Genomic DNA, 22,340 nt, shown 5'->3' on the forward strand with positions numbered 1-22,340 from the left:
GTCCTCGTGACCGGCCGGGCGGGGGCGCTCGCGCGTGCGGGCCTCAGGGCTTCCGGGCGGGCTTGTGGGCGGTCCCGGCCGTGCCCTCCGCGTCCAGGTGCGGCAGCAGGCGGTCCAGCCACCGGGGGGTCCACCAGGCGGCCCGGCCCAGCAGCGTCATCACGGCGGGCACCAGGAGCAGCCGGACGACGGTCGCGTCGATGAGCACGCTGGCGGCGAGGCCCAGCCCCAGCATCTTGACCACGATGTTGTCGCTGATCAGGAACGCCGCGAAGACGCTCACCATGATCAGCGCCGCGCAGGTGATGACCCGGGCGGTGATCTCCAGCGCGTGCGCCACGCTCCCCCGGGGGTCGCCGGTGCGCAGCCAGGCCTCGTGGATGCGGGAGAGCAGGAAGATCTCGTAGTCCATGCTCAGGCCGAAGACGATCGCGAACATCATCATCGGGACGTAGCTCTCGATCGGCACGTCCCCCGACACGCCGAGCGCCGGACCGCCCCAGCCCCACTGGAAGACGGCGACCACCACCCCGTACGAGGCGGCGATCGAGAGCACGTTGAGCACCGCCGCCTTCACCGCGACGAGCAGCCCCCGGAAGACGACCAGGATCACCAGGAACGCGAGGCCCACCACCACCAGGATGATCAACGGCAGCCGGCTTGAGACGATGTCGAGGAAGTCGACCTGGGCGGCGGTGGTGCCGGTGACGTACGTCCGCGCCTTGTAGCCCTCGACGGCCTTCGGTAGGACGGTGTCGGTGAGGTCGTTGGTGAGGGCGGTGGTCCGCTCGTCCTGCGGGGCGGCGACGGAGTACGCGGTCGCGGTCAGCACGTCCCCGTCCGAAGTGGCCGTGAGCGGGGTGATCTTCGCGGCGTCGGTCACCCCGGTGAGGGCCTTCTGGGCCTGCGAGGAGAGCGCCGCCCGGTCCGCCGCGGGCACGTCGCTCTGGTCGACGACGAGGGTCAGCGGGCCGTTGGAACCGGGCCCGAAGGCGGACGACATCAGGTCGTACGCCCGCCGGTCGGTGAACGACTTCGGGTCGGCGCCGTCGCCGATGTGCCCCAACTGGATGAAGAACAGCGGGAAGGCCAGCACCGCCAGCACCACCACCCCGCCCACCAGGAACCACCAGGGCCGCCGCTCCACCCGCTCCGCGTAGCGGTGCCAGCCGCCGTGCGCACTCTCGCCCGGCGCCGCGTCCGTCTCGGCGATCGGGGTACGGACCCGGATACGGTCGATGTGCCGGCCGATCAGCCCGAGGAGCGCGGGGACCAGGGTGAGCGCGCCCAGCACCGCCGTGACCACCGTGACGGCCGCCGCCAGGCCCAGCTTTCCGATGAACCCGATGCCGGAAACCCAGAGCCCGGACAGCGCGATGATCACCGTGCAGCCCGAGAGCAGCACCGCGCGCCCGCTGGTCGCGGCGGCGTTCCCGGCGGCGGTGGCCGGGGGCTGTCCGTCGATGAGGTTCTGCCGGTGGCGGGTCACCAGGAAGAGCGCGTAGTCGATGCCGACCCCGATGCCGATCATCGTGGCGAGCGTCGGAGACACCGTGGCGAACGTCCACACGGAAGCCAGCAGCCCCAGCAGCGCCAGCCCGCACACCGCGCAGAACAACGCCGTGACCAGCGGCAACAGGGCGGCGAGCAGGCTGCCGAAGCCGATCAGGAGCACCAGGATCGCCACCCCGAAGCCGATCGCCTCGCTGGTGCGGTCGTTCGCCTCGGGCCGCGCGAGTTCGCCGAGCGGACCCCCGTACTCCACCTGCGCCCCGGCCGAACGCAGCGGCTGCACCGCCTTGTCCACACCGTGCAGGTAGTCCGAGCCGAGCGTCGAGGGCTGCACGGCGAAACGGACCGTGATGTACGCCGTCTTCCCGTCCGTGGAGAGCGGCCCGGTGTTCGGGGTGCCGGTGGGCGGCGGGGTCGGCTGGGTTCCGGGCGGCGGCAGCGGGTTCTGTGCCGAGAGCACCTCCGGCAGCTTCTGGAGGCTGCCGACCGTCGAGGAGACCTGGTCGGAGAGGTCGGTGAGGGGCTTGTCCGCGTCGTGCAGCACGATCTGGCTGCTGTACCCGCCGGCGGACGGGGCGTGCGCCTCAAGGACGTCCAGCCCGTCCTGGGACTGCGTACCGGGGAGCGAGAAGTCGTCGGAGTAGTCGCCGCCGTACGCGTGGACGAGCGCCTGAAGCCCCGCGAGCGCCACCACCCACAGCACCAGCACGATCACGAAGTGCCGGGCGCACCACGCACCGAGGCGGCGCAGCCCGCCGGTGGGGTGCGGGGCTCCGTCCGCGCGGCGCGGGGGCGGGACGGCCTTCGCGGCCGGTGACGACGGCATGGGACCTCCCGGTGGCCTGGCGGGCGTGCGTCCTGGCGGAGACCTGGTGACGTCCCAGTCAAGGAGGGTTCGCGGGCGGGGGCACGTGGGGGCGTCCGAACGGGCGTGGGCGCGGACACGGGGAAGGGGCCCGCGCGGGGCCCCTGAGGGCGAGCCCTGAGGCGGATTCCTGAGGCGGATTCCTCAGGGGGCTGTCCCCACCCCCCGGCCTCCCGGCTGCCGGATGGGCACACGGCATCGCGTCAACCACCCTTCTCCCATGGCTACTTACCGGAACAGCGCACGGCCGGCCGCGCTCCTCGCCACCGTTCTGGCGGTGACCCTCACCGCCGCCGTCACCCCCTCGGCCCAGGCCGCCGCCGGGCCCGTGAGCACCGCCGCCCTGGAGTGGCGGCCCTGCACCGGCGGGCTCGCCGGACAGGAGTGCGCGGACCTCTCCGTACCGCTGGACTACGCGAGCCCGGACGGCCCCTCCCTCACTCTGGCCGTCTCCCGGCTGCGCACCGACCGGCCCGACGCCCGGCGCGGCACGCTGATGGTGATCCCCGGAGGACCCGGCAGTTCGGGTGTCCAGCGGCTGACACAGAAGGGCGCGGCCCTGCGGAAGTCGACGTACGGCCGCTACGACCTGGTCTCCCTCGACCCGCGCGGGGTCGGCGGCTCCACCAGGGCCGGCTGCGGACTCGCCGAGGAGGACCGCAAGCTCACGGCCCTGCGGTCCTGGCCCGCGGCAGACGGCTCGATCGACGAGAACGTCGCCCGTTCCCGGCGTACCGCCGAAGCCTGCGCGCGCGACGGTGGCGCGGTGCTCCGCAGCTTCACCAGCGCCAACCAGGTCCGCGACCTGGACCGTTTCCGGCAGGCCCTCGGCGAACGGAAGGTCTCGGCGTGGGGCGTCTCGTACGGGACCTACATCGGGGCCCAGTACGCGCAGGCGTACCCCGGGCGGGTCGACCGGCTGGTGCTCGACAGCAGCGGCGACCCCGATCCGGAACGCGTCGAGCGCGGCTGGCTCGCCAACATGGCGCGCGGCGCCGCCGACCGCTTCCCCGACTTCGCCGCCTGGGCCTCCGACCCGGCCCGCGAGACGGACGGGCAGCGGCTCGCCGAACGTCCCGAGGACGTCGAACCGCTGCTTCTGGCCCTTGCCGCCGGACTCGACCGGGCCCCCCGGGAGTCGAGCGTCCCGGGCGCCCCGCTCACCGGCAACGGCCTGCGCCAGGCACTCCAGAGCGCTCTGTACTCCGACAGCGCGTTCGCCGGGTTCGCCACGCTGGTGCGGTCGGTACAGGACCCGGCGGCCGTGCCCGTACTGCCGCCGGAGCTGGTGTACCCGCTGCCGGACCAGGACGCGGCGCTGATGGTCGCGGTGATCTGCAACGACGTGCGCTGGCCGGCGGAGGTCGACGGGTACCGGAAGGAGGTCGCCGCCGACCGGGAGCGGTACCCACTGACCGCCGGGATGCCCGGCAACATCACACCCTGCTCGTTCTGGCAGAACCCGCCGGCCGCCAAGCCGGTGACGCTCACCGACGACGGCCCCTCGGACATCCTGATGATCCAGAGCCTCCGCGACCCCGCCACCCCGTACAGCGGCGCCCTGAAGATGCGCGAGGCGCTCGGCGCGAAGGCCCGCATGGTCACCGTCGAGCAGGGGGGCCACGGGATGTACCTGGGCAACGGCAACGCCTGCGGCGACCGGACCGTGAGCACCTTCCTCACCACGGGGCGGCGCCCGGCACGGGACACGTACTGCCCCGACTGAGGCCCTCGGCGCCACGGCCCGTAGGGGAGAGCGCAGGGGGCGTGTCCATCCCCGGCGCGGGCGGCGGGCTCTTGCAGGATGCGAACGGTGGACAACCCCGGAACCCTCATCCTGATCATGGCCATGGCAGTCCTGGCGCCGCTGCTCGCCGCCTCCGTCTCGCGGCTGCTCTCGGTGCCCGTGGTGATCTTCGAAATCCTGCTGGGGATCGTGGTCGGCCCGGACGTCCTCGGGCTGGCCCACCACGACCAGGTCATCGACGCCCTCTCCGACCTGGGCCTGTCGATGCTGATCTTCCTGGCCGGATACGAGATCCGGTTCGGGGAGGTCGGCGTACCCGTCCTGCGCCGGGCAGGCGGTGCCTGGCTGATCTCCCTCGCCCTCGGGCTCGGTATCTCCCTCGCCCTCAACGGCGGCGACCTGTCCCGGAGTCTCGTCATCGGCACCGCGCTGACCAGCACGGCGCTCGGGGCCGTCCTGCCGATCCTGCGGGACTCGGGGCGGCTGGGAGGCCGGTTCGGGACGGTCGTCACCGGATTCTGCGCCGTCGGTGAGTTCGGCCCCATCATCGCGATGGCCCTGCTGTTCAGTGGGCGGAGCCCCGGGGCGTCGAGCGCGGTCCTGGCGGTGTTCGCCCTGCTGACGGCCGGTGCCGTCTGGTGGGCGTCCCGGCCCCGGCAGCCCTGGTTCGCCCGGATGGTGGCCACGACCCTGCACGGCAGCGCCCAGTTCGCGGTGCGCTTCGTGATGCTGCTGCTCGCCGCGATGCTCGGCCTCGCCGAACTCTTCGGCCTCGACACGCTCCTCGGCGCGTTCGCGGCCGGCCTGCTGACCCGGCTCGTCCTGACGGGCTCGGTACCAAAGAACAGCGAAGTGATCCTCTCCAAGGTCGAAGCCATCGGCTTCGGCTTCCTCGTGCCGTTCTTCTACGTCGTCACCGGCATCGACTTCGACCTGAAGGCCCTGCTGGACGGCGGCCGCCCGCTCGCGCTGCTCCCGGTGTTCCTGGTCCTCTTCGTGCTCGTACGGGGTGGCCCCGTCTGGCTGCTCGCCCCGCGCGACCTGTCCACCCGTGCGGAACGCGGGGCGCTCGCCCTGTACGCGGCCACCTGCCTGCCGCTCGTCGTCGCCATCACCACCATCGGGCTCGACGAGAAGGTGATCGGCTCCGGGGAGGGGGCGGCCCTGGTCGGCGCGTCGATGGTGTCCGTCCTGGTGTTCCCCCTGGTGGCGCCCTGGCTGCTGGCCCGCAGCAAAGGCCTGGAGGCCGCGGCCGGGGCCGGGGGAGCGCGGGCCGACCGGGGCGGCGAGGCCTGGTGAAGCCCGCACCGGGGCGGGCCCGCCGGCCCCGCCCCGGACAATCGTGCAGGTCATGGGGGCGGCGCCGGAGCGGGCGCCGTACTTCACCCGGTTGCCCGGCCCTCCTGCGAACTCCGGCGGGCCGACGCAGGGTGGACCTCATGTGGTCCCGCCGACTGGCCGCAGGAGCCGTACTCCTGACGCTGGCCTTCCTGATACTCAGGGACGGCCCCGCCGGGCATGCCCCGCCCGAGCGCGCCGCCGCCGTCGCCCCGGAACGGATACGGGTGCCCGCCGAACCCAGGATCGTCAGCCGCGCCGCCTGGCACGCCGACGAATCGATCGTGAAGGAGAAGGCGGTGTACACCGGCCCCGCCCGGGCCGTCTTCATCCACCACACGAACAACGGCAACCGCTACGACTGCGACGACGCCCCCGAGATGCTGCGGGCCGTCCAGTCCGACCACGTCAACGACGAGGGCTGGGACGACATCGGCTACAACTTCGTCGTCGACCGCTGCGGCACCATCTACGAAGGCCGCGCAGGCGGAGTCACCCGCTCGGTGCGTGGCGCCCACACCAAGGGCTTCAACGCGGACACCGTCGGCATAGCCGCCCTCGGCACCTTCACCGACCCGGACACCCCCGTACCGCAGCCCATGCTCGACGCCATCGAGCGCATCGCCGCCTGGAAACTGCGCCCCGGCACCGACCCGCGCGGCGAGGTCGTCCTCGTCTCCACCAACAGCGAGAGCCTCTACCCCAAGGGCAACTCCGCCGACCTGCAGGTCATTTCGGGCCACCGCGACAGCTACGGCACCGACTGCCCCGGCGACGCGCTGTACGCCAAGCTCCCCGAGATCCGCGAGAAGACCGCCGAACTGCGCAAGGCCGCCAGCGGCAGCGCGGACCTGCTCCCGGCCGAGGCCGAGGCCCCGAAGCAGGCCGCCGGGCGGTGAGGGGCCTGCCCCGTGAGCCAGCCCGTGAACCGGCCCGTGTCTCAGGCTCGCGCGCGCTCCGCCGCACCGCGCTCGACGCAGAACTCGTTGCCCTCGGGGTCGAGCAGCGTCACCCACCCGGCCCCGCCCGGCTTTCGGTGGTCCTCGTACAGCGTGGCCCCGAGCCCGATCAGCCGGGCCACCTCCTCGTCCCGGGTGCGGTCCTGCGGCTGGAGGTCGAGGTGCAGCCGGTTCTTGACGGCCTTCCTGTCCTCGACCGCGACGAACAGCAACGCGTGCGCGCCGGCCGTCACCGACGCCTCGGGGTCACCCGGAAAGTCGTCGGCGGCGAGCTCACCGCCCAACGCGGAGGCCCAGAAGCCCGCGAGGAGGTACGGATCGGCGCAGTCGACGGTGATGTGGCGGATGGCAGAAGTCATGGGGCCACCCGATCACGTTGTGGCGTCGGGCAGAGGTGTTTTCCGGGCACCCTCGTGACCGCTACCGCGCCCGTGCCGCCTGCGTGCCGTTGTTCCTGGCGTGGTGGTGGGCGGCGGCGACGGAGGCCATGAGTTCGGCGTCCAGGAGGGACGGGTCGGCCAGGCGGGTCGGGGCCGCGTAGGAGGCGAAGAGGGCCTTGGTCACGCGGAGGGCGGACTCCGGGCGGCGGACGATGGGTCTGGCCCAGTCGCCGACGGCCCGGTCGAGTTCGGCCTCGGGGACGACCTTCTGCAGGACCGAGAGTTCGTACGCCTCCTGGGCGTCGAAGACGCGGCCGGTGAGGATCAGCTCGCGTGCGCGGGCGGCGCCGATCTCGTTGATCAGCCGGGGGAGCACGCCGCCCCAGGCGGTGGGCAGGCCGAGGGCCAGCTCGGGGAGGCGGAAGGTGGTGGTGTCCGCGCCGACGCGCAGGTCGCAGGCGAGGGCGAGCGCGACGCCGGCGCCGATGACCTTGCCCTGGACGCGGGCGACGGTGACCGCGGGGTTGGCGGTGAGTGCCTCGCAGACGCGGCGGGCCTTGTCGCCGGCGATCCGGATGCCGCGTCCGGTGGGGTCCTCGTCGAGCCAGTCCGCGAACTCGTGCCGGTCGCCGCCGAGGCTGAAGTCCTCTCCGGCACCGCTCAGGACGAGGACGCGTACCTCGGGGTCCGGTACGGCGAGGACGGTCAGCAGGTCGTCCAGCATCGCCTCGCTGACAGCGTTGCCATCCTCCGGCCGGTTCAGTTCGATCCGCAGGACGGGGCCCTCGCGGTGGGTGCGCACGGTGGTGGTGCGGCGTCCGTAGGGTGAGAGGAAGTCGGACAGCGGGAGTTTCATATCGTCACATTCATATCGTCACGCCGAGAGAGGTCACGCGTCGGAAGACCATCCGGGAGGCGTACGTGGCAGGGGTGGTGACCCGGAGATCCGGGAAGCGGTCGAGGAGTTGGACGAGGAGCGAGCGGGCCTCCAGCCGTGCGAGGGCCGCGCCCAGGCAGTAGTGGACGCCACCGCCGAAGGTGAGGTGGTTGCCCCGGCGCCCGATGTCGAAGGTGTCCGGGTCCTCGTTGCGGCGCGGGTCGTGGTTGGCCGCCCCGTACATGACGTGGACCATGGAGTCCTTGGGGATCGTGACGCCCGCGAGTTCGGTCTCCGCGGCGGCGACCCGGGTGTTGATGTGTATCGGCGGGTCGTAGCGGAGCACCTCCTCCAGCGCGTCGTCGATCCGCTCGGGGTGCGCGCGCAGCTCCGCCCAGCGCTCCGGGTCGCCGGCCAGCAGCGAGACCAGGGAGGAGAGCAGGGTCGCGGTGGTCTCCAGGGAGGCGATGGTGACGAACATGGTGAGCCGGTAGAGGATCTCGTCCGCCGCCTCCCGGTCCGGTTCCATGGCGTCCCAGGTGTGGATCCAGCCGGTGAGGACGTCGTGGGCGGGCCGTTCGCGGCGCGCCTGGACGAGCTGGGTGAAGTACTTCCGCAGGTGCGCGGTGGCGTCGGCGGAGACGGCCAGTTCGCTACGGGTCGGCAGCAACTCCTGGGCGTGCACCTGGTTATGGGTGATCTCCAGGATGTGGTCGTAGTCCTCGGCGGGGATACCGAGCCAGCCGCCGATGGTGGAGATCGGGAGCCGGTCGCTCACCAGGGAGACGAAGTCGGCCTCGCCGCCGCCTTCGAGCGCCGCGGCGAGGCCGTCGAGCAGTTTGCCGGCGTGCTCCTCGACCTGCGGGGTGAGCCGCTCGATCGTCGTACGGTCGAAGAGGTTGCCGAGACTGCGGCGCTGGCAGGTGTGCTCCGGGGCGTTGAGGCGCGCCAGCGTCTTGGTCATCTCCTGGGTGGCGACGGCGTCCCAGCGTCCGGCGTCTTCCTGGCGTTCCTGCCAGGCGAAGTCGGGGGCCAGCCAACCGCGTCCCTTGAGCACCTGGTTGGCCGAATCGAAGCCGGTGACGAAGAACCCGCCCCAGGGGGCGGGTACCACGTCACCCATGGCTCTCAATTCGGCCAGCAGGGGATAGGGATCCCCCTGCCCCTCCGGTGATTTGAGTTTTCGGAGCAGGGCGACCAAGGCCCGGCGGTCGACGACGGGGCTGTGTATGCCGCTGCTCGCAGTCACGGAGAGTTCCTATTCCTGGGCTCTTTGTTACCGCCCAGAACCTACCCGCGGGCATATCCCGACCATGCACCGATCATTGTTGGTCATGTCACAGGAATATGCCTCAGGGATGGTCAATTCACACGCGGAACACGTCCAGGAAAGAACTCCACCAACCCTTGTTCTTTTTCCCCGGATCGGCCGCGTGGTGACGGGGCGTCACCTGAACCGGTTCGGCCGATGCCCTCGTTCCTGCGGTGGCCTGATGATGCGTCACCGCGTGACGGGCCGCGGTCGGGGTGAAGACCACGGGCAGGGAGACCAGCGCCCGGTGGAAAGGTCCCGGCCGCCATTCGACGGCGGACGGGTGCACCGCGAGAGCGATGTCCGGTACGGAATTGAGCACCTTCTCGATGGCGGTGAGGGCGATCAACTGGGCCGGGGATTTCGCCGGGCACACGTGCGGGCCGGCGCCCCAGGCGAGATGGGCGCCCTTGGCCATGGTTTCGCGAGCGGCGTTGAGATCCGGGTCGCTGTTCGCCGCGGCGAAACTGATCAGTACGGGCGTACCCGCGAGAAGGATCATGCCGTTCAGGTCGACGTCCTGAACGGGGTAATGCGTCGCGTAGTTGGCGATCGGCGGGTTGTTCCAGAGCACCCCGTCGATGGCGTCCTCGACGAGGAGCCCGCCTCCCCGGTGGCCGTTCTGGCCCTGGTCGCCCGACAACATGGCGAGCAGGGCGTTGGCTATCAGGTTGCGCTCGGGCTCGACGCCCGCGCCCATCAGCATGACGAGCTGGTCCTTCAGCTCCTCGTCGCTGAGGCCGGCCGGGTGCTGGATGAGCCAGGAGGTGATGTCCTCACCGGGCTGCCGCCGCTTGAGCGCGACGAGCTCCATCAGGCACTCCGTCAGACGGGCGTTGGCGCGCAGCACGTCTTCACCGTCGAAGATGGCCGACATGTCACGGGTCAGCCGGTCGCCGATGTCGCCGGGGCAGCCGAAGAGCTGGTTGAAGAGCAGCAGCGGCAGGAGCTTCGCGTAGTCGCCGAGGAGGTCGGCGCTGCCCCGCTCGATGAACTGGTCGACCAGGTAGTCCCCGATGCGCTCCACGTCCCGCCGCAGCCGGCTGGGGTTCAGCCGGGCGAGGCTCTCGGTGACCGCCTTGCGCAGCCGGAGGTGCTCGGTGCCGTCCGTGAAGAGGCAGTTGGGCCGGTACGCCATCATCGGCAGGACCGGGCTGTCGAGCGGGACCTGCCCCTCGCGCAGCGCGACCCACCGCCGGGAGTCCCGTGCGAAGAGCGACGGGTTCTGCAGGACCCGGAGCGCCGCCTCGTGCTGGACCACCAGAGTGGCCTCCACGCCGGGGGCCAGCTCGATCGGGGCAGCGGGCCCGTGGGCGCGCAGCGCCTCGTACACGCGATGCGGATCGGCCGCGAACTCCGGTCCGTAGAGCGACGTCTGTCGCCCCTGGTGCATCGGGCACCCGGAGGGGGCGCCCTGCGGGTTGGCTCCCGGCGACGGGTCCATGTCTCTTCCTCGGTGTGAAGGCGGGCCGGAACGGGCCCGTGGGGGGTGGAGCGTTGAAGGGGCGGTCCGGGCGGGTGTCCGACCATTCGACGCGCATGGTCGGACACCCGCCTAGGCGACGCGGGCGAGCAGGTGTTGCACCAGCGTGATCAGGGCCTTGGCGGAGGACTTCTGGTCACGGGCGTCGCAGTGGATCACCGGAGTGTCCGGCAGCAGGTCGAGTGCCTCGCGCAGCTCGTCCTCGCTGTGCTGCGTCGCCGGGTCGAAGCTGTTCACGGCGACCGCGTACTCCAGGCCGTACCGCTCGACCAGGTCGATCACCGGGAAGGTGTCGGCCAGCCGGCCCGGGTCGATCAGCAGGAGCGCGCCGAGCGATCCGCGGGCCATGTCCTCCCAGAGCTGTACGAACCGCTGCTGCCCGGGGGTACCGAACAGGTACAGCACCAGTTCCTCGCTGAGCGTCAGACGGCCGAAGTCCAGCGCGACCGTCGTGGTCTCCTTGCCGGGAGCGCTCCGCAGGTCGTCCAGATGGGCGGCGGCCTGCGTCATCCTCTCCTCGGTCCGCAGCGGGGTGATCTCGGAGAGCGTGCCGATGAGGGTCGTCTTGCCCACGGCGAAGTGTCCGACGACGAGGATCTTCGCCGCGCGCTGGACCGCATCCGGCACATAGATGTTCTCAGCCGAAGCGGACGTGGAGTCCATGCAACACCTCTTCGAGGATCTTCCGGTCGACGAGCTGGGCGGCCGGCGGGGCCTTGCGCCGGATCAGGTGACCCTGTTCCGCTAAATCCTGGAGCAGCAGCCGGGCCACTCCCACGGGTTGCTGGAGGTGGCCGGCCACCTCCGCCACCGAGAGGTAGCCGCCGGAACACAGGTCCCAGATCGCCCGGACCTCGGGACCCGCCTGGGCGGGCATCTCCCGGTCCGGGGCGATGGTGACGAGCGTGACGAGGGAGAGCGCATCAGCGTCGGGCAGACCGCGCCCGCCGGTGATGACGTACGAGCGGACGAATCCGCTGGAGACGGCCTCTTCCTCGCCCCGGGCCGTCATGCGTCGCTTCCCGCCGTCTGGCGAGGAGGTGTGGTCATCGCCTTTCCGACCGCGCCGACCTGCTGCTGCATGCGGAAGGACATCGCTTCCATGTCCACGTCCGCCGCCGCCGCGGCGGCCAGGTACGCGCCGCTGCCCGCCGCTATGAGAAAGATCCAGCCGTCCTCGTACTCCAGCAGCGTCTGCCGCCACTGGCCGGGCGTCCGGGTGCCGATGAAGGGGGCGACGGCACGGCTCAGCGACTGCATCGAACTCATGGCGGCGGCGACGGTCTCGGCGTCGTCACGGCCGATGTCGGCCGAACTGGCGAGCAGCAGGCCGTCGGCGGACACGAGGATCGCGTGTCGGGCGCCGGGTACCTGGAGCACGTCGTCGAGTACCCACGACAGGTCGGGATTCACTGGTTCTCGGTTCCTTCCATCGTCGTCGTGTCACGTCCGGACCGGGTGCCCCGCTGGAACGCGCCGAGCCGGGAGGCCGTCTCTTCGTTGCTGCGCACCAGCGCCGGTTCGGTCGCCGCCGTGGGCAGTACGGAGACCGGGCTCTGGCGGCGGCGCTTGGGCAGGCCGCCGACGGTGGTCGCCGGCGGCGTCGCGGGAGCGGCCGGCTCGTGCCGTACGGCGTCGGGGAACAGCGGGGTCGGGGCGGCCGCTGCCGGGCGCCCGGTGAACGACGGCACGGGAGGCGCCGGGGTCTCGCGGGTGACCGGTACGGGGCTCGGCGGTACGTCGCCGGTCAGCAGCTCGTCGGGGAGCAGAACCACCGCGCGTACACCTCCGTAGGGGGATACGGAGTCCACCGACACCTTGAACCCGTAACGGGCGGCCAGCAGGCCGGAGACGGCGAACCCGAACTGAGGGGGAATGCCCAGGCTGGAGACGCTGATCTCCGCGCGGGGGTCGAGCAGGGCTCCGGCGCGGTCCTTCTCCTCCTGGCCCATGCCGAGCCCGGCGTCGTCGACGATGAGGCAGACGCCCGAGGGAACGGCCTGGATGTTGATCTCGACCGGGGTACCGGGGGCGGAGTAGTTGGTGGCGTTGGCCATCAGCTCGGCGAGGACCACGGCGACCGGCTCGACGGCCCTGCTGACCACCGAGAAGTTCACCTGCCCGTTGATCCGGACCCGGTCGAAGTGCCGGATACGGCCCTGGGCGCTGCGGGCCACGTCGAAGACGGAGGCAACGGTCTCGCGGCGGCCGAGCCAGCCCCCGCAGAGCACGGCGATGCCCTGTGCCCGGCGGCCGAACTGGCTGTTGGCGTGGTCGATCGCCATCAGGTCGGCCAGGATCTGCGGGTCGTCGCCGTACTTCGTCTGGGCCTTCTCGATGACGACCTGCTGCTGGTCGGCGAGGCCCTGGAGGGTACGCACGGCCGCCTTGAGGACGGCCTTGGTCTCCTCCTCGGCGTCCTTGCGGACGTCGGACAGCTCCGCGGCGTGCCGGTGCAGGAGCCCGGTCTGCGCGGCCTGCCACTCGTCGCGCTGCCGCCACAGCCCCTCGCGCTCGGTTCTGAGCTCGGAGGTCTGCCTGCGCAGCCGGATATTGGTTTTACGAGCCCGCAACACGGCGCCAACGGCGACCAGTGCTACGACCATCAGTGCCCAGAGGACAGCGTCCTGTGGAAATGTCATGAGACTCACTTCAAGTGCCATGGCTGCGGATACGGCTTGGCGCCCCCGTGCCTGCCGTATTCCCTGGCTCAACGAGCCCTGGACCGCGCCACGCAGGGAATGCCCCTCCGAAGTCGGGGCCGAGGATGTCACCCCTTGCGGAGTGCCCCCTGTACGCCATCAGCCCACTGGAAGTCAGTTGATCTTACATGGACCACATAAGTAAGTGTGAATTCGTGAACGCCAGTTGTGCGGTCTCGACCGATTGTGCGCATTTATGATCCACCGTCATATGCGCGCCGTGTGCGGGTGGATGTCCGTTCGCGAGGGTGAACGGTGCGGTGGTGACACGTGCGTCCGGTGGCGGGCGGGGGGACGCGAGGGTGTGGCGGGGGGCACGGGGAGTGGCCGCAGGGTGGCGTGCGTGGTCGTGCGGAGCGGAGGTGGTGGAGAGAGTGGGGGTTGTGGGGGGAGTGTGGAGATATCGCGTAGGGCGCGCGAGCCGGTTTCCGGGCCGTGGTGAAGGCCTCGGATGAGGGGCTGTCCACTGGGGTGGCGGCCGGTCGGGACGCTGGGTGAGAGGGCCGACGGGGCCGGGTGACGGGCGGCGGCCCGGTTCGGACGGTGGGTCGTGGGTCGGTGGGGCCGGGTGACGGGTGGCGGCCCGGTTCGGACGGTGGGTGGGTGGGTGGGGCCGGGTGACGGGTGACGGGCGGCGGGTGCCGGGTGACGGGTGGCGGCCCGGTTCGGGCGGTGGGTCGTGGGGCGGTGGGGCCGGGTGACGGGCGGCGGCCGATTCAGACGGCGATGACGGTCACGCCCGCCTCACGGAACGCGTCCGCGTCCTCGTCGCCGATGGCGGTGTCGGTCACCAGCACGTCGATGCGGCGCAGTTCGCAGACCCGGGCGAAGGCCCGGCGGCCGATCTTCGAGGAGTCCGCCGCCACGACCACGCGCTGAGCCCGTTCGGCCAGCAGCCGGTTGACGGCCGCCTCGCCCTCGTGATGGACGTATGCCCCGTCCCGTACGTCGATCGCGTTGACGCCCAGTACGGCGACGTCGAGCGTGATCTCCTCCAGCACCCCGCGTGCCAGCGGTCCCGTCAGCTCGTACGACTGGGGGCGGGCGACTCCGCCGGTCACCACGGTCTTGATCTGCGGCCGGATCACCAGCTCGTTCGCGATGTTCAGGGCGTTGGTCACCACGGTCAGCGCGGGCGGGGTGCTGCCGCCGGCCGCGCTGTCGCCGCCGATGTCCGTACGCACCGAGAGGCCGCGCGCCACCTCGGTGACCGTCGTGCCGCCGGTCAGGCCCACGACGCCACCGGCCGGCACCAGGTCCGCCACGGCGCGGCCGATGCGCTGCTTTTCCGAGGCGTGGCGCGCGGTCTTGTACCGCAGGGGAAGTTCGTAGGAGACCCCGTGCGCGACCGCGCCGCCCCGGGTCCGGGTGAGCATCTGCTGCTCGGCGAGCTGGTCCAGGTCCCGGCGGATGGTCGCGGCCGACACCTCCAGGGTCACCGCGGCCTCCTCCACGTCCACCCGGCCGCGCGCGGCGAGCAGTTCCAGCAGGGCGTTCCACCGGGCGTCCCTGGACACAGGCGCTCTCCTCGGATGTGTGTGGCGTGCGGGTCTCCGGGCTCCCCTGGGGCGAAATCCGGACAGTCGCAAGCCTGTCACGAGCGGCGGAAATGTTCGAACGGTGAAAGAAACAGGGGCGTCCATGCTTGAAAATGCTCGATTGAGGCAGCTAACGTGCAGGAACGAACATGCGGGGCGGGTCCAGGCCGGGCATCCCTCCGTCGACCGTTCCTCGGCCGGCTCTTCGGTCGGTTCGCCGGTGGCCCTTTCTCCGGTGACCCGTTCTCCGGTCGGCCGCGCGGTCGGCGGCCCGGGTCGGTCGCCCGGTACGTCCCGTCTCGGCACGCCCCTCAGCCCGGGGCTCAGCAAGTCCCTCAGCCCGGGGCTCAGCAAGTCCCTCAGTAAGTCCCTCGCCCGTCCTTCAGTCAGGAGCGCACTCCGTGACCTTCGTCGAAGCCGAGATCGCCAGTCAGCCCGCCTGCTGGCGCCGCGCCGCCGAGCTGGCGTCCACGCGGGCCGAGGCCCTCCCCGCCCACGGTGAACGCATCGCCGTGGTGGGATGCGGCACCTCCTACTACATGGCGCAGGCCTACGCGGCGCTGCGCGAGAGCAACGGACTCGGCGAGTCCGACGCCTTCGCCGCCTCGGAGTTCCCCTTCGGCCGCCGCTACGACCGGGTCGTGGCGCTCACCCGCTCCGGTACCACCACCGAGGTACTGGAACTGCTCGGCCGGCTGCACGGCACCATCCGTACCGTCGTGGTCACGGCCGTGCCCAGCGCAGAGGTGCGGGCGGTCTGCGACGACATCATCGAACTCGCCTTCGCGGACGAGGAGTCCGTCGTCCAGACGCGGTTCGCCACCACCGCGCTCACCCTGTTCCGCGCCCATCTGGGGCTGCACACCGACGCCGTGGTGACCGACGCCGAGACCGCCCTCGCCGAACCGCTGCCCGACGGCCTGGTCGACGCCACCCAGCTCTCCTTCCTCGGCCGCGGCTGGACCGTGGGCCTCGCCAACGAGGCCGCGCTGAAGATGAAGGAAGCCTCGTTGGCCTGGACCGAGTCCTACCCGGCCATGGAGTACCGCCACGGTCCGATCAGCATCGCCACGGACACCACGGCGACCTGGATGTTCGGCACCGCCCCCGCCGGTCTCCCCGAGCAGCTGCGCGCCACCGGAGCGCGCTGGGTGGAGAGCGGTCTGGACCCGCTGGCCGACCTGATCCGCGTCCAGCGGCTCGCCGTCGCCCGCGCGGTCGCGGCCGGCCTCGACCCCGACCGGCCGCGTCACCTGACGCGCTCGGTGGTCCTCCAGGAAGCCTGACCGCGATGAGCCGGACCGTGGAGGGTGGAGCAGGGACGGGCGGAGCAGGGGCGGGCGGGACCGCGGGGGCCCACCCGCACCTGATGGCTGTCGACGTCGGCGGTACGGGGACCAAGGCGGCCCTGCTCGACCCCGCGGGCCGGGTCCACGACCAGTTCTGGCAGCCCACGGGGCGGGAGAGCGGCCCGGAATCGGTGGTGCGCCGGGTACTCGATCTCGTGGACGGCCTCTGCCGCCGGGCGTCCGAGGCCGGTCGTCCGGTCTCGGCCGTCGGGCTCGCCGTCCCGGGCATCGTCGACGAAGCCGCCGGGACGGCCCTGCGCTCGACCACCATCGGCTGGCACGACGTCCCCTTCGGCCAGCTCGTCCGTGAACGGACCGGGCTGCCCGTCGCGGTCAGCCACGACGTCCGGGCCGGAGGAGTCGCCGAAGCCCGGCTCGGCGCCGGTCGCGCGGAGCGCGACTTCCTGTTCGTCCCGGTCGGGACCGGCATCGCCGCAGCCCTGATCCGCGACCGGCGGGCCGCCCCCGGCGCGCACCACCGTTCCGGCGAGATCGGCCACATCGCGGTCCGCCCGGACGGCGAACGCTGCGCCTGCGGCGGCGCGGGCTGCGCGGAGCGCTACGCGTCGGCGGCGGCCGTGTCCCGGCGGTACGGGGAGGCTGTGGGTGCCCCCGCCGGCGCCGCTTCGGGTGCGGTGGCCGACGCGGCGGAGGTGGCGCGGCGGGCCGCGGCCGGAGAGCCGGAGGCCCGTGCGGTGTGGGACGAGGCGGTCTCGGCCCTCGCGGACGTCCTGCTCGTCGTCTGTGCGGTGCTGGACCCGCCGTTGATCGTGGTGGGAGGTGGACTCGCCCAGTCCGGTGACCAGTTGCTCGTACCGCTGCGGGAGCGGATGGCCGAACGGGCCACCGTCCAGAGCGTTCCGGCGCTCGTCCGCGCGGAGCTGGGCGACCGGGCGGGCTGCCTGGGCGCGGGGCTGCTCGCGGCGGACCTGCTGTCGGCTGACCCGCTGTCGGCTGACCCGCTGTCCGTGGGCCTGCCGTCGGCGCGACCGGGAGAGAGGGAGAGCCGGTGATCGTCACGCTGACGCCGAACCCCGCCCTCGACATCACCTACTCCGTGCCGGGCTTCCGCCCGCACGCCTCGCACCGGGTGACCGAGGTCCACGCCCAGGCCGGTGGCAAGGGCGTCAACGTCTCCCGGGTCCTGCACGCGCTGGGCCGCCCGACCACGGCGGTCCTGCCGCTCGGCGGCCGTACCGGCGAAGTGGTCCGGGACGACCTGGAGGGCCGCCACCTCGCCCATGTGGCGGTGGCGGTCGGCGGGGAGACCCGGCGCACCGTCGCGGTCGTGGACGGTACCGACACCACCATGCTCAACGAGCCGGGCCCGGAGGTGACCGCCGACGAGTGGGCGGCGGTCCGGGCCGCCGTACGCGATCTCCTCCCGCGGGCGCGGGTGCTGACGATCTCCGGCAGCCTGCCGTCGGGGCTGCGGAAGGACGCCTGCGCCGAGCTGATCCGGCTCGCCCGCGCCCGGGGCGTACCGGTGATCCTCGACGCGGACGGGCCGGTGCTGACCGCAGGGCTCGCCGCACGGCCCACCGTGGTCAAGCCCAACGCCGACGAACTCCGCTCGGCCACCGGCTTCGAGGACCCGGCGCGGGCCGCGTCCGCCCTGATCGCCGCCGGTGCGGAGGCCGTCGTCGCCTCGCTCGGGCCGGACGGGCTGCTGGCCGTCACCCCGGACGGCGTCTGGCGGGCCCGGCCACCTGGCCGGATCGCCGGAAACACGGCGGGCGCGGGGGACTCCGTGGTGGCCGCGCTGGCGGCAGGCCTCGCCGACGCGACGCGCTGGCCCGAGCTCCTCGCCGACGCGGTTGCGCTCTCCGCCGCGACCGTACGGGCCCCGCGCGCGGGGGAGTTCGACCCGGAGACCTACCGCGAACTCGCCAGGCGCGTCGAAGTCACCCGGGACGGCCGGCCCTAGGGCGTGTCAGCCAAGGTTCGCCCCGTCGCGACGCCCGGCACCGGCTCCCGTCCACAACCTCCCTACGCCGTAACACCGTTCCTGCCGTTCCTGCCGTCCTCCTCGTTCCACACCGCATCGGAGACACGCACATGCCCCTCGCAGCCACCGGCGACCTGGTCGCCACCGCAGCCGCCGAGTACCGCGCCGTCGCGGCCTTCAACGTCATCACCCTGGAGCACGCCGAAGCGATCATCGAGGGCGCCGAGCGGGCGGGGTCGCCGGTCATCCTCCAGATCAGCGAGAACGCGGTGAAGTTCCACCACGGCCGCCCGGGACCGCTGGCCCGTGCCGCGGCGGAAGCGGCTCAGCAGGCCGGGGTTCCCGTCGCTCTCCACCTCGACCACGTGCACAGCACCGCCCTGCTCCACCAGGCCGCCGACTGCGGGTTCAGCTCGGTGATGTTCGACGCCTCCCGGCTGCCGTACGAGGAGAACGTGGCGGCCACCCGCTCCGCCGTGCTCTGGGCCCACCGGCGCGGGTTGTGGGTGGAGGCGGAGCTCGGCCAGGTGGGCGGCAAGAACGGCGAGGAGCCGCTGGACGCCCACGCCCCGGGTGCGCGGACGGACCCGGACGAGGCGCGCGCGTACGTGGAGGCCACCGGGGTCGACGCCCTCGCGGTGGCGGTCGGCAGTTCCCACGCCATGACCGCCCGCACGGCACGCCTCGACCACGGACTGCTGGGACGGCTGAGCGAGGCGCTGGATCTCCCGCTGGTGCTCCACGGCTCCTCGGGCGTACCCGACGCGGAGCTGCGGCAGGCCGTCACCGGCGGCATCTCGAAGATCAACATCGGTACGGCTCTGAACACCGCGATGACCAGCGCGGTGCGGGCCCACCTCGCCGAGGACCCCCGGGCCGTGGATCCGCGCGGCTACCTCGGTTCCGGCCGGACCGCGATGAGCCGCACGGTCGCGGCCTTCGTCGGCGTCCTCGAAGGCGCCGTGGCCCCCGTCGTCGCGCAGGCCCCCGCACGCTGACCGGGCGCGACGGGGCTGCGGCGCGACGGGGGGAGCGCCGAGGTAAACGAATGACGAGGGCCCGGCGGGGTCACAGCGCGTCCGGGCCCCGCTCGCCGGTGCGGACGCGTACGACGGTCTCCACCGGGACCGCCCACACCTTGCCGTCGCCGACCTTGCCGGTCCGGGCCGCGCGGACGACCGCGTCGATGACCGCGTCCGCGTCGGCGTCCTCCACGAGGACCTCGATACGGATCTTGGGCACCAGGTCCACGCGGTACTCGGCGCCCCGGTAGACCTCGGTGTGGCCGCGCTGGCGCCCGTAACCGCTGGCCTCCGTGACCGTCAGGCCCTGCACACCGAGCGACTGGAGCGCGGTCTTCACCTCGTCGAGGCGGTGCGGCTTCACGACCGCGGTGATGAGCTTCATGAGGGCGGAATCCTGTCCTTCTGGTGAGCGGCGGGACGAGCGGCGGAGAGAGCGGCCGGGTGGTGCGCCTGCGGTGAGGCGGCCCCCTGGACGCCGTGATCGTAGGCGCTCTCCGCGTGCACCGTCCGGTCCAGGCCGGTCAGTTCCTCGTCGCCGGAGGCGCGCAGCCCCATCAGCCGGTCGATCGCCCTGCCGATCCCGTACGTCACCAGGAAGGTGTACGCGGCCACGACCAGCACCGCCAAGCCCTGCTTCAGGAGCAGGGCCGGCCCCCCGCCGAGGAGGAGACCCTCCGGGCCCCCGGTCATCGTCGACGTGGCGAACAGCCCGATGAGCAGAGTGCCGACGACGCCCCCGACGAAGTGGACCCCCACGACGTCCAGGGAGTCGTCGAAGTCGAACCGGAACTTCCAGGCCACCGCGTACGAACACACCACGCCCGCCGCCAGGCCGATCCCCGCCCCGCCCAGCACCCCGACCGTGCCGCACGCGGGCGTGATCGCCACCAGTCCGGCGACCGCGCCCGACGCCGCGCCGAAGGTGGTCGGGTGGCCGTCGCGCTTCTGCTCGACGAAGAGCCAGCCGAGCAGACCGGTGGACCCCGCGACCAGGGTGTTGAGGACCGCGGCCGCCGCCAGTCCGTCCGCGTGCAGGGCCGAACCGCCGTTGAAGCCCATCCAGCCGAACCAGAGCAGGCCGGCACCGAGCATCACCATCGGCAGGTTGTGCGGACGCATGGCCTCCTTCTTGAAGCCGATGCGCGGCCCCAGCACCAGCGCGAGGGCCAGGCCCGAGGCCCCGCAGGCGATCTCCACCACGAGCCCCCCGGCGAAGTCCAGAGCACCGAGCGACCGTGTGATCCATCCACCCGGCCCCCAGACCCAGTGCGCGACCGGAACGTATACGAGCAGAGCCCACACCGGTACGAACGCCACCCACGCCGCGAACCTCATGCGGTCCGCCACCGCCCCGCTGATCAACGACGCCGCCAGGATCGCGAACGTCAGATGGAAGGTGGCGAACAGCAGGGTGGGAACGCCGTTCGTCAGGTCGCCGGGGCCGATGTCCGCGAGCCCCAGGTGGTCGACACCACCGATGAGTCCTGCGAAGGTGTCGTCGCCGAAGACCAGCGAGTAGCCGGCGGTCAGCCAGACGACGGTGACCAGAGCGATCGCCACGAAGCTCATCATCAGCATGTTCAGCACGCTCTTGGCGCGGACCATGCCGCCGTAGAACAGGGCGAGTCCCGGAGTCATCAGCAGGACGAGCGCGGTCGCGGCGAGCAGCCAGGCGGTATCGCCCGTGTCGAGTCCTGCCACACCTGCCGCGGTAGGGGGAACGGGGGTCACGGGGGGTCCCTCCTCGGGGCGGCGTGGGGTTCCGGCGAAGGAGAGAGTCGCGGGCGCGCGTTACGTACGGAGCACGCGCGAGTTTCCGGCGCATTTCATTGCCCGAGGGTGACGGAAGCAACAACGCCCGGTGTGCCGTGGGTGGTCGGCGAGTGGCGGGGTCGACAGCGGGCGGTCCGCACCGTGGTCCACGTGCTCCGGTCCTCCGCCCCGGAGGCCGGAGAGGGACGGGGCGGGGCCGGCCCAGCCGGCCGGACACCTCGCCCCGTCCCTCTCCCCCGCTCGTTTCAGCGCAGCGACTTCAGCATCTCCGCACCGAACGGGGCGATGTCCTCCGTACGCCCGGCCAGCGTCTTCGCGGCCCACTCGGGGTCGGCGATGAGGGCACGGCCGACCGCCACCATGTCGAACTCGTCGCGCTCGATCCGGTCCAGCAGCTGCTCGATTCCGGTGACCGGGGAGCCCTGCCCCTGGAACGCCTGGAAGAACTCCCCGTCCAGGCCGACCGAGCCGACGGTGACCGTCGGCCGTCCGCTGATCTTCTTCACCCAGCCGGCGAGGTTCAGATCGGAACCGTCGAACTCCGGTAGCCAGTAGCGGCGGGTGGACGCGTGGAAGACGTCCACACCGGCCTCGGCGAGTGGCGTGAGCAGGGTGGCCAGCTCATCCGGCGACTCTGCGAGCTTCGCCTCGTACGCGCCCGCTTTCCACTGGGACAGACGGAAGAAGAGGGGGAACGAGTCGGACACGGCAGCCCGGCAGGCCGCCACGATCTCGGTCGCGAAACGTGTGCGCGCCACGATGTCACCGCCGTAGGCGTCGGTGCGGCGGTTGCTGCCCGACCAGAGGAACTGGTCGATGAGGTAGCCATGGGCACCATGCAGTTCCACACCGTCGAAGCCGAGCCGCTCGGCCGCCGCGGCGGCGTCGGCGAAGGCCGCGACCACGTCGTCGAGGTCCTTCTGCGTCATGGCGCGCCCCTTGGGCTCGCCCGTGAGGGACACACCGGAAGGGCCGACCGGCTCCGCGTCCGTGAACGGCGGAGCGCCCTCGGCGCGGGTCACGCCCACGTGCCACAGCTGGGGAATGACCGCGCCGCCCTCGCGGTGCACCGAGTCCACGACACCGGCCCAGCCGGCCAACGCGTCCTCGCCGTGGAAGCGCGGCACCCGGCCGCTGGTTCCGGCGGAGGCGTGGTCGACGTAGGTGCCCTCGGTGATGATCAGCCCCACCCCGCCGGCGGCCCGGCGGGCGTAGTACTCCGCGACGTCTCGGCCGGGAACGCCGCCCGGCGAGAACTCGCGTGTCATGGGCGCCATGGCGATCCGGTTGCGGGAGGTCAGCCCTCGCACGGTGAACGGCCGGGAGAGGGCTTCGGAGGCGCGCTGGGCTGCGGGGATCGCGTTCACTTCGGTCACGTCGGGTGTCCTGTCCGTCGGCTGGTCGAGTCCTCCCCTGCCCAACACCCGACCTCCGCCGCGGCTTCCCCGGCCCGCACCCACTGTGGCGAAGGTCTCCCGTCGCACCGGCCCGCCGCGGCCGTGCCCCGGGCGCCCGCCCGCCGGGTGCGATGC

20 protein-coding genes are annotated in these 22,340 nt (G+C 72.2%); 7 read left to right on the plus strand and 13 right to left on the minus strand.

The annotated features are described in order from the left end of the window. Window positions 1–43: 43 nt before the first annotated feature. Window positions 44–2,338 carry an MMPL family transporter gene (locus ACFWEP_RS14715; protein ID WP_387370059.1) on the minus strand — a complete coding sequence of 765 codons (2,295 nt, stop codon included), beginning with the start codon at window positions 2,336–2,338 and terminating at the stop codon, window positions 44–46. 259 nt (window positions 2,339–2,597) lie between these two features. On the opposite strand from ACFWEP_RS14715, the gene ACFWEP_RS14720 reads away from it, so the two are divergent. From ACFWEP_RS14720 to ACFWEP_RS14730, 3 genes are all read left to right on the plus strand, one after another. Continuing rightward, complete coding sequence (locus ACFWEP_RS14720; RefSeq protein ID WP_387370061.1) at window positions 2,598–4,103, plus strand: alpha/beta hydrolase; 1,506 nt, start codon at window positions 2,598–2,600, stop codon at window positions 4,101–4,103. Window positions 4,104–4,190: 87 nt separating this feature from the next. After that, window positions 4,191–5,423 carry a cation:proton antiporter gene (locus ACFWEP_RS14725; protein WP_387370063.1) on the plus strand — a complete coding sequence of 411 codons (1,233 nt, stop codon included), beginning with the start codon at window positions 4,191–4,193 and terminating at the stop codon, window positions 5,421–5,423. A gap of 140 nt (window positions 5,424–5,563) precedes the next feature. Beyond that, window positions 5,564–6,361, plus strand: coding sequence for a peptidoglycan recognition protein (locus ACFWEP_RS14730; RefSeq protein ID WP_387370065.1), 798 nt, complete (start codon window positions 5,564–5,566; stop codon window positions 6,359–6,361). Window positions 6,362–6,402: 41 nt separating this feature from the next. Here the strand turns inward: ACFWEP_RS14730 and ACFWEP_RS14735 are convergent, their stop codons facing one another. The 9 genes from ACFWEP_RS14735 to ACFWEP_RS14775 form a co-directional block, all read right to left on the minus strand. Further along, a complete protein-coding gene (locus ACFWEP_RS14735) occupies window positions 6,403–6,780 on the minus strand; it encodes a VOC family protein (RefSeq protein ID WP_387370067.1) in 378 nt (125 codons plus the stop codon). Window positions 6,781–6,841: 61 nt separating this feature from the next. Beyond that, complete coding sequence (locus tag ACFWEP_RS14740) at window positions 6,842–7,657, minus strand: enoyl-CoA hydratase/isomerase family protein (protein WP_387370069.1); 816 nt, start codon at window positions 7,655–7,657, stop codon at window positions 6,842–6,844. Between the two features lie 10 nt (window positions 7,658–7,667). After that, complete coding sequence (locus tag ACFWEP_RS14745) at window positions 7,668–8,801, minus strand: cytochrome P450 (protein ID WP_387370096.1); 1,134 nt, start codon at window positions 8,799–8,801, stop codon at window positions 7,668–7,670. A 244-nt stretch (window positions 8,802–9,045) separates the two neighbouring features. Then, window positions 9,046–10,434, minus strand: coding sequence for a cytochrome P450 (locus ACFWEP_RS14750; protein ID WP_387370071.1), 1,389 nt, complete (start codon window positions 10,432–10,434; stop codon window positions 9,046–9,048). 111 nt (window positions 10,435–10,545) lie between these two features. Continuing rightward, window positions 10,546–11,136, minus strand: a complete 591-nt coding sequence (locus tag ACFWEP_RS14755; RefSeq protein WP_387370073.1) for an ATP/GTP-binding protein — start codon at window positions 11,134–11,136, stop codon at window positions 10,546–10,548. Beyond that, window positions 11,111–11,485 (minus strand): DUF742 domain-containing protein, encoded by a 375-nt coding sequence (locus ACFWEP_RS14760; RefSeq protein ID WP_328720432.1) that lies wholly within the window; start codon window positions 11,483–11,485, stop codon window positions 11,111–11,113. The genes ACFWEP_RS14755 and ACFWEP_RS14760 overlap by 26 nt, the downstream gene beginning before the upstream one ends. After that, a complete protein-coding gene (locus ACFWEP_RS14765; RefSeq protein WP_275493012.1) occupies window positions 11,482–11,886 on the minus strand; it encodes a roadblock/LC7 domain-containing protein in 405 nt (134 codons plus the stop codon). The genes ACFWEP_RS14760 and ACFWEP_RS14765 overlap by 4 nt, the downstream gene beginning before the upstream one ends. Beyond that, window positions 11,883–13,115 carry an ATP-binding protein gene (locus tag ACFWEP_RS14770; protein WP_387370076.1) on the minus strand — a complete coding sequence of 411 codons (1,233 nt, stop codon included), beginning with the start codon at window positions 13,113–13,115 and terminating at the stop codon, window positions 11,883–11,885. The genes ACFWEP_RS14765 and ACFWEP_RS14770 overlap by 4 nt, the downstream gene beginning before the upstream one ends. 776 nt (window positions 13,116–13,891) lie before the next feature. Further along, on the minus strand, window positions 13,892–14,692 hold the full coding sequence (locus tag ACFWEP_RS14775) for a DeoR/GlpR family DNA-binding transcription regulator (RefSeq protein ID WP_387370078.1): 801 nt from the start codon (window positions 14,690–14,692) through the stop codon (window positions 13,892–13,894). A 422-nt stretch (window positions 14,693–15,114) separates the two neighbouring features. On the opposite strand from ACFWEP_RS14775, the gene ACFWEP_RS14780 reads away from it, so the two are divergent. The 4 genes from ACFWEP_RS14780 to ACFWEP_RS14795 all read left to right on the plus strand — a co-directional run bounded on the left by ACFWEP_RS14780 (window position 15,115) and on the right by ACFWEP_RS14795 (window position 19,008). After that, window positions 15,115–15,999 carry an SIS domain-containing protein gene (locus tag ACFWEP_RS14780; protein ID WP_387370080.1) on the plus strand — a complete coding sequence of 295 codons (885 nt, stop codon included), beginning with the start codon at window positions 15,115–15,117 and terminating at the stop codon, window positions 15,997–15,999. 5 nt (window positions 16,000–16,004) lie between these two features. Next, window positions 16,005–17,075: an ROK family protein gene (locus ACFWEP_RS14785; RefSeq protein WP_387370082.1), complete on the plus strand. Its 1,071-nt coding sequence runs from the start codon at window positions 16,005–16,007 to the stop codon at window positions 17,073–17,075. Then, the gene (locus ACFWEP_RS14790) at window positions 17,072–17,989 is read left to right on the plus strand and encodes a 1-phosphofructokinase family hexose kinase (protein ID WP_387370084.1); all 918 of its coding nucleotides are present in this window, start codon (window positions 17,072–17,074) and stop codon (window positions 17,987–17,989) included. The genes ACFWEP_RS14785 and ACFWEP_RS14790 overlap by 4 nt, the downstream gene beginning before the upstream one ends. Window positions 17,990–18,120: 131 nt before the next feature. Further along, a complete protein-coding gene (locus tag ACFWEP_RS14795) occupies window positions 18,121–19,008 on the plus strand; it encodes a ketose-bisphosphate aldolase (protein WP_387370087.1) in 888 nt (295 codons plus the stop codon). Between the two features lie 70 nt (window positions 19,009–19,078). Here the strand turns inward: ACFWEP_RS14795 and ACFWEP_RS14800 are convergent, their stop codons facing one another. The 3 genes from ACFWEP_RS14800 to ACFWEP_RS14810 form a co-directional block, all read right to left on the minus strand. Further along, window positions 19,079–19,417: a P-II family nitrogen regulator gene (locus ACFWEP_RS14800; protein ID WP_387370089.1), complete on the minus strand. Its 339-nt coding sequence runs from the start codon at window positions 19,415–19,417 to the stop codon at window positions 19,079–19,081. Next, window positions 19,414–20,736, minus strand: coding sequence for an ammonium transporter (locus ACFWEP_RS14805; protein ID WP_387370091.1), 1,323 nt, complete (start codon window positions 20,734–20,736; stop codon window positions 19,414–19,416). Before ACFWEP_RS14805 ends, ACFWEP_RS14800 begins: the two co-directional genes overlap by 4 nt. Before the next feature lie 317 nt (window positions 20,737–21,053). Next, window positions 21,054–22,184, minus strand: coding sequence for an NADH:flavin oxidoreductase (locus ACFWEP_RS14810; RefSeq protein ID WP_387370094.1), 1,131 nt, complete (start codon window positions 22,182–22,184; stop codon window positions 21,054–21,056). Window positions 22,185–22,340 lie beyond the last annotated feature (156 nt).

The sequence above is a fragment of the Streptomyces sp. NPDC060198 genome (genome assembly GCF_042728415.1).
GTDB lineage: Bacteria > Actinomycetota > Actinomycetes > Streptomycetales > Streptomycetaceae > Streptomyces.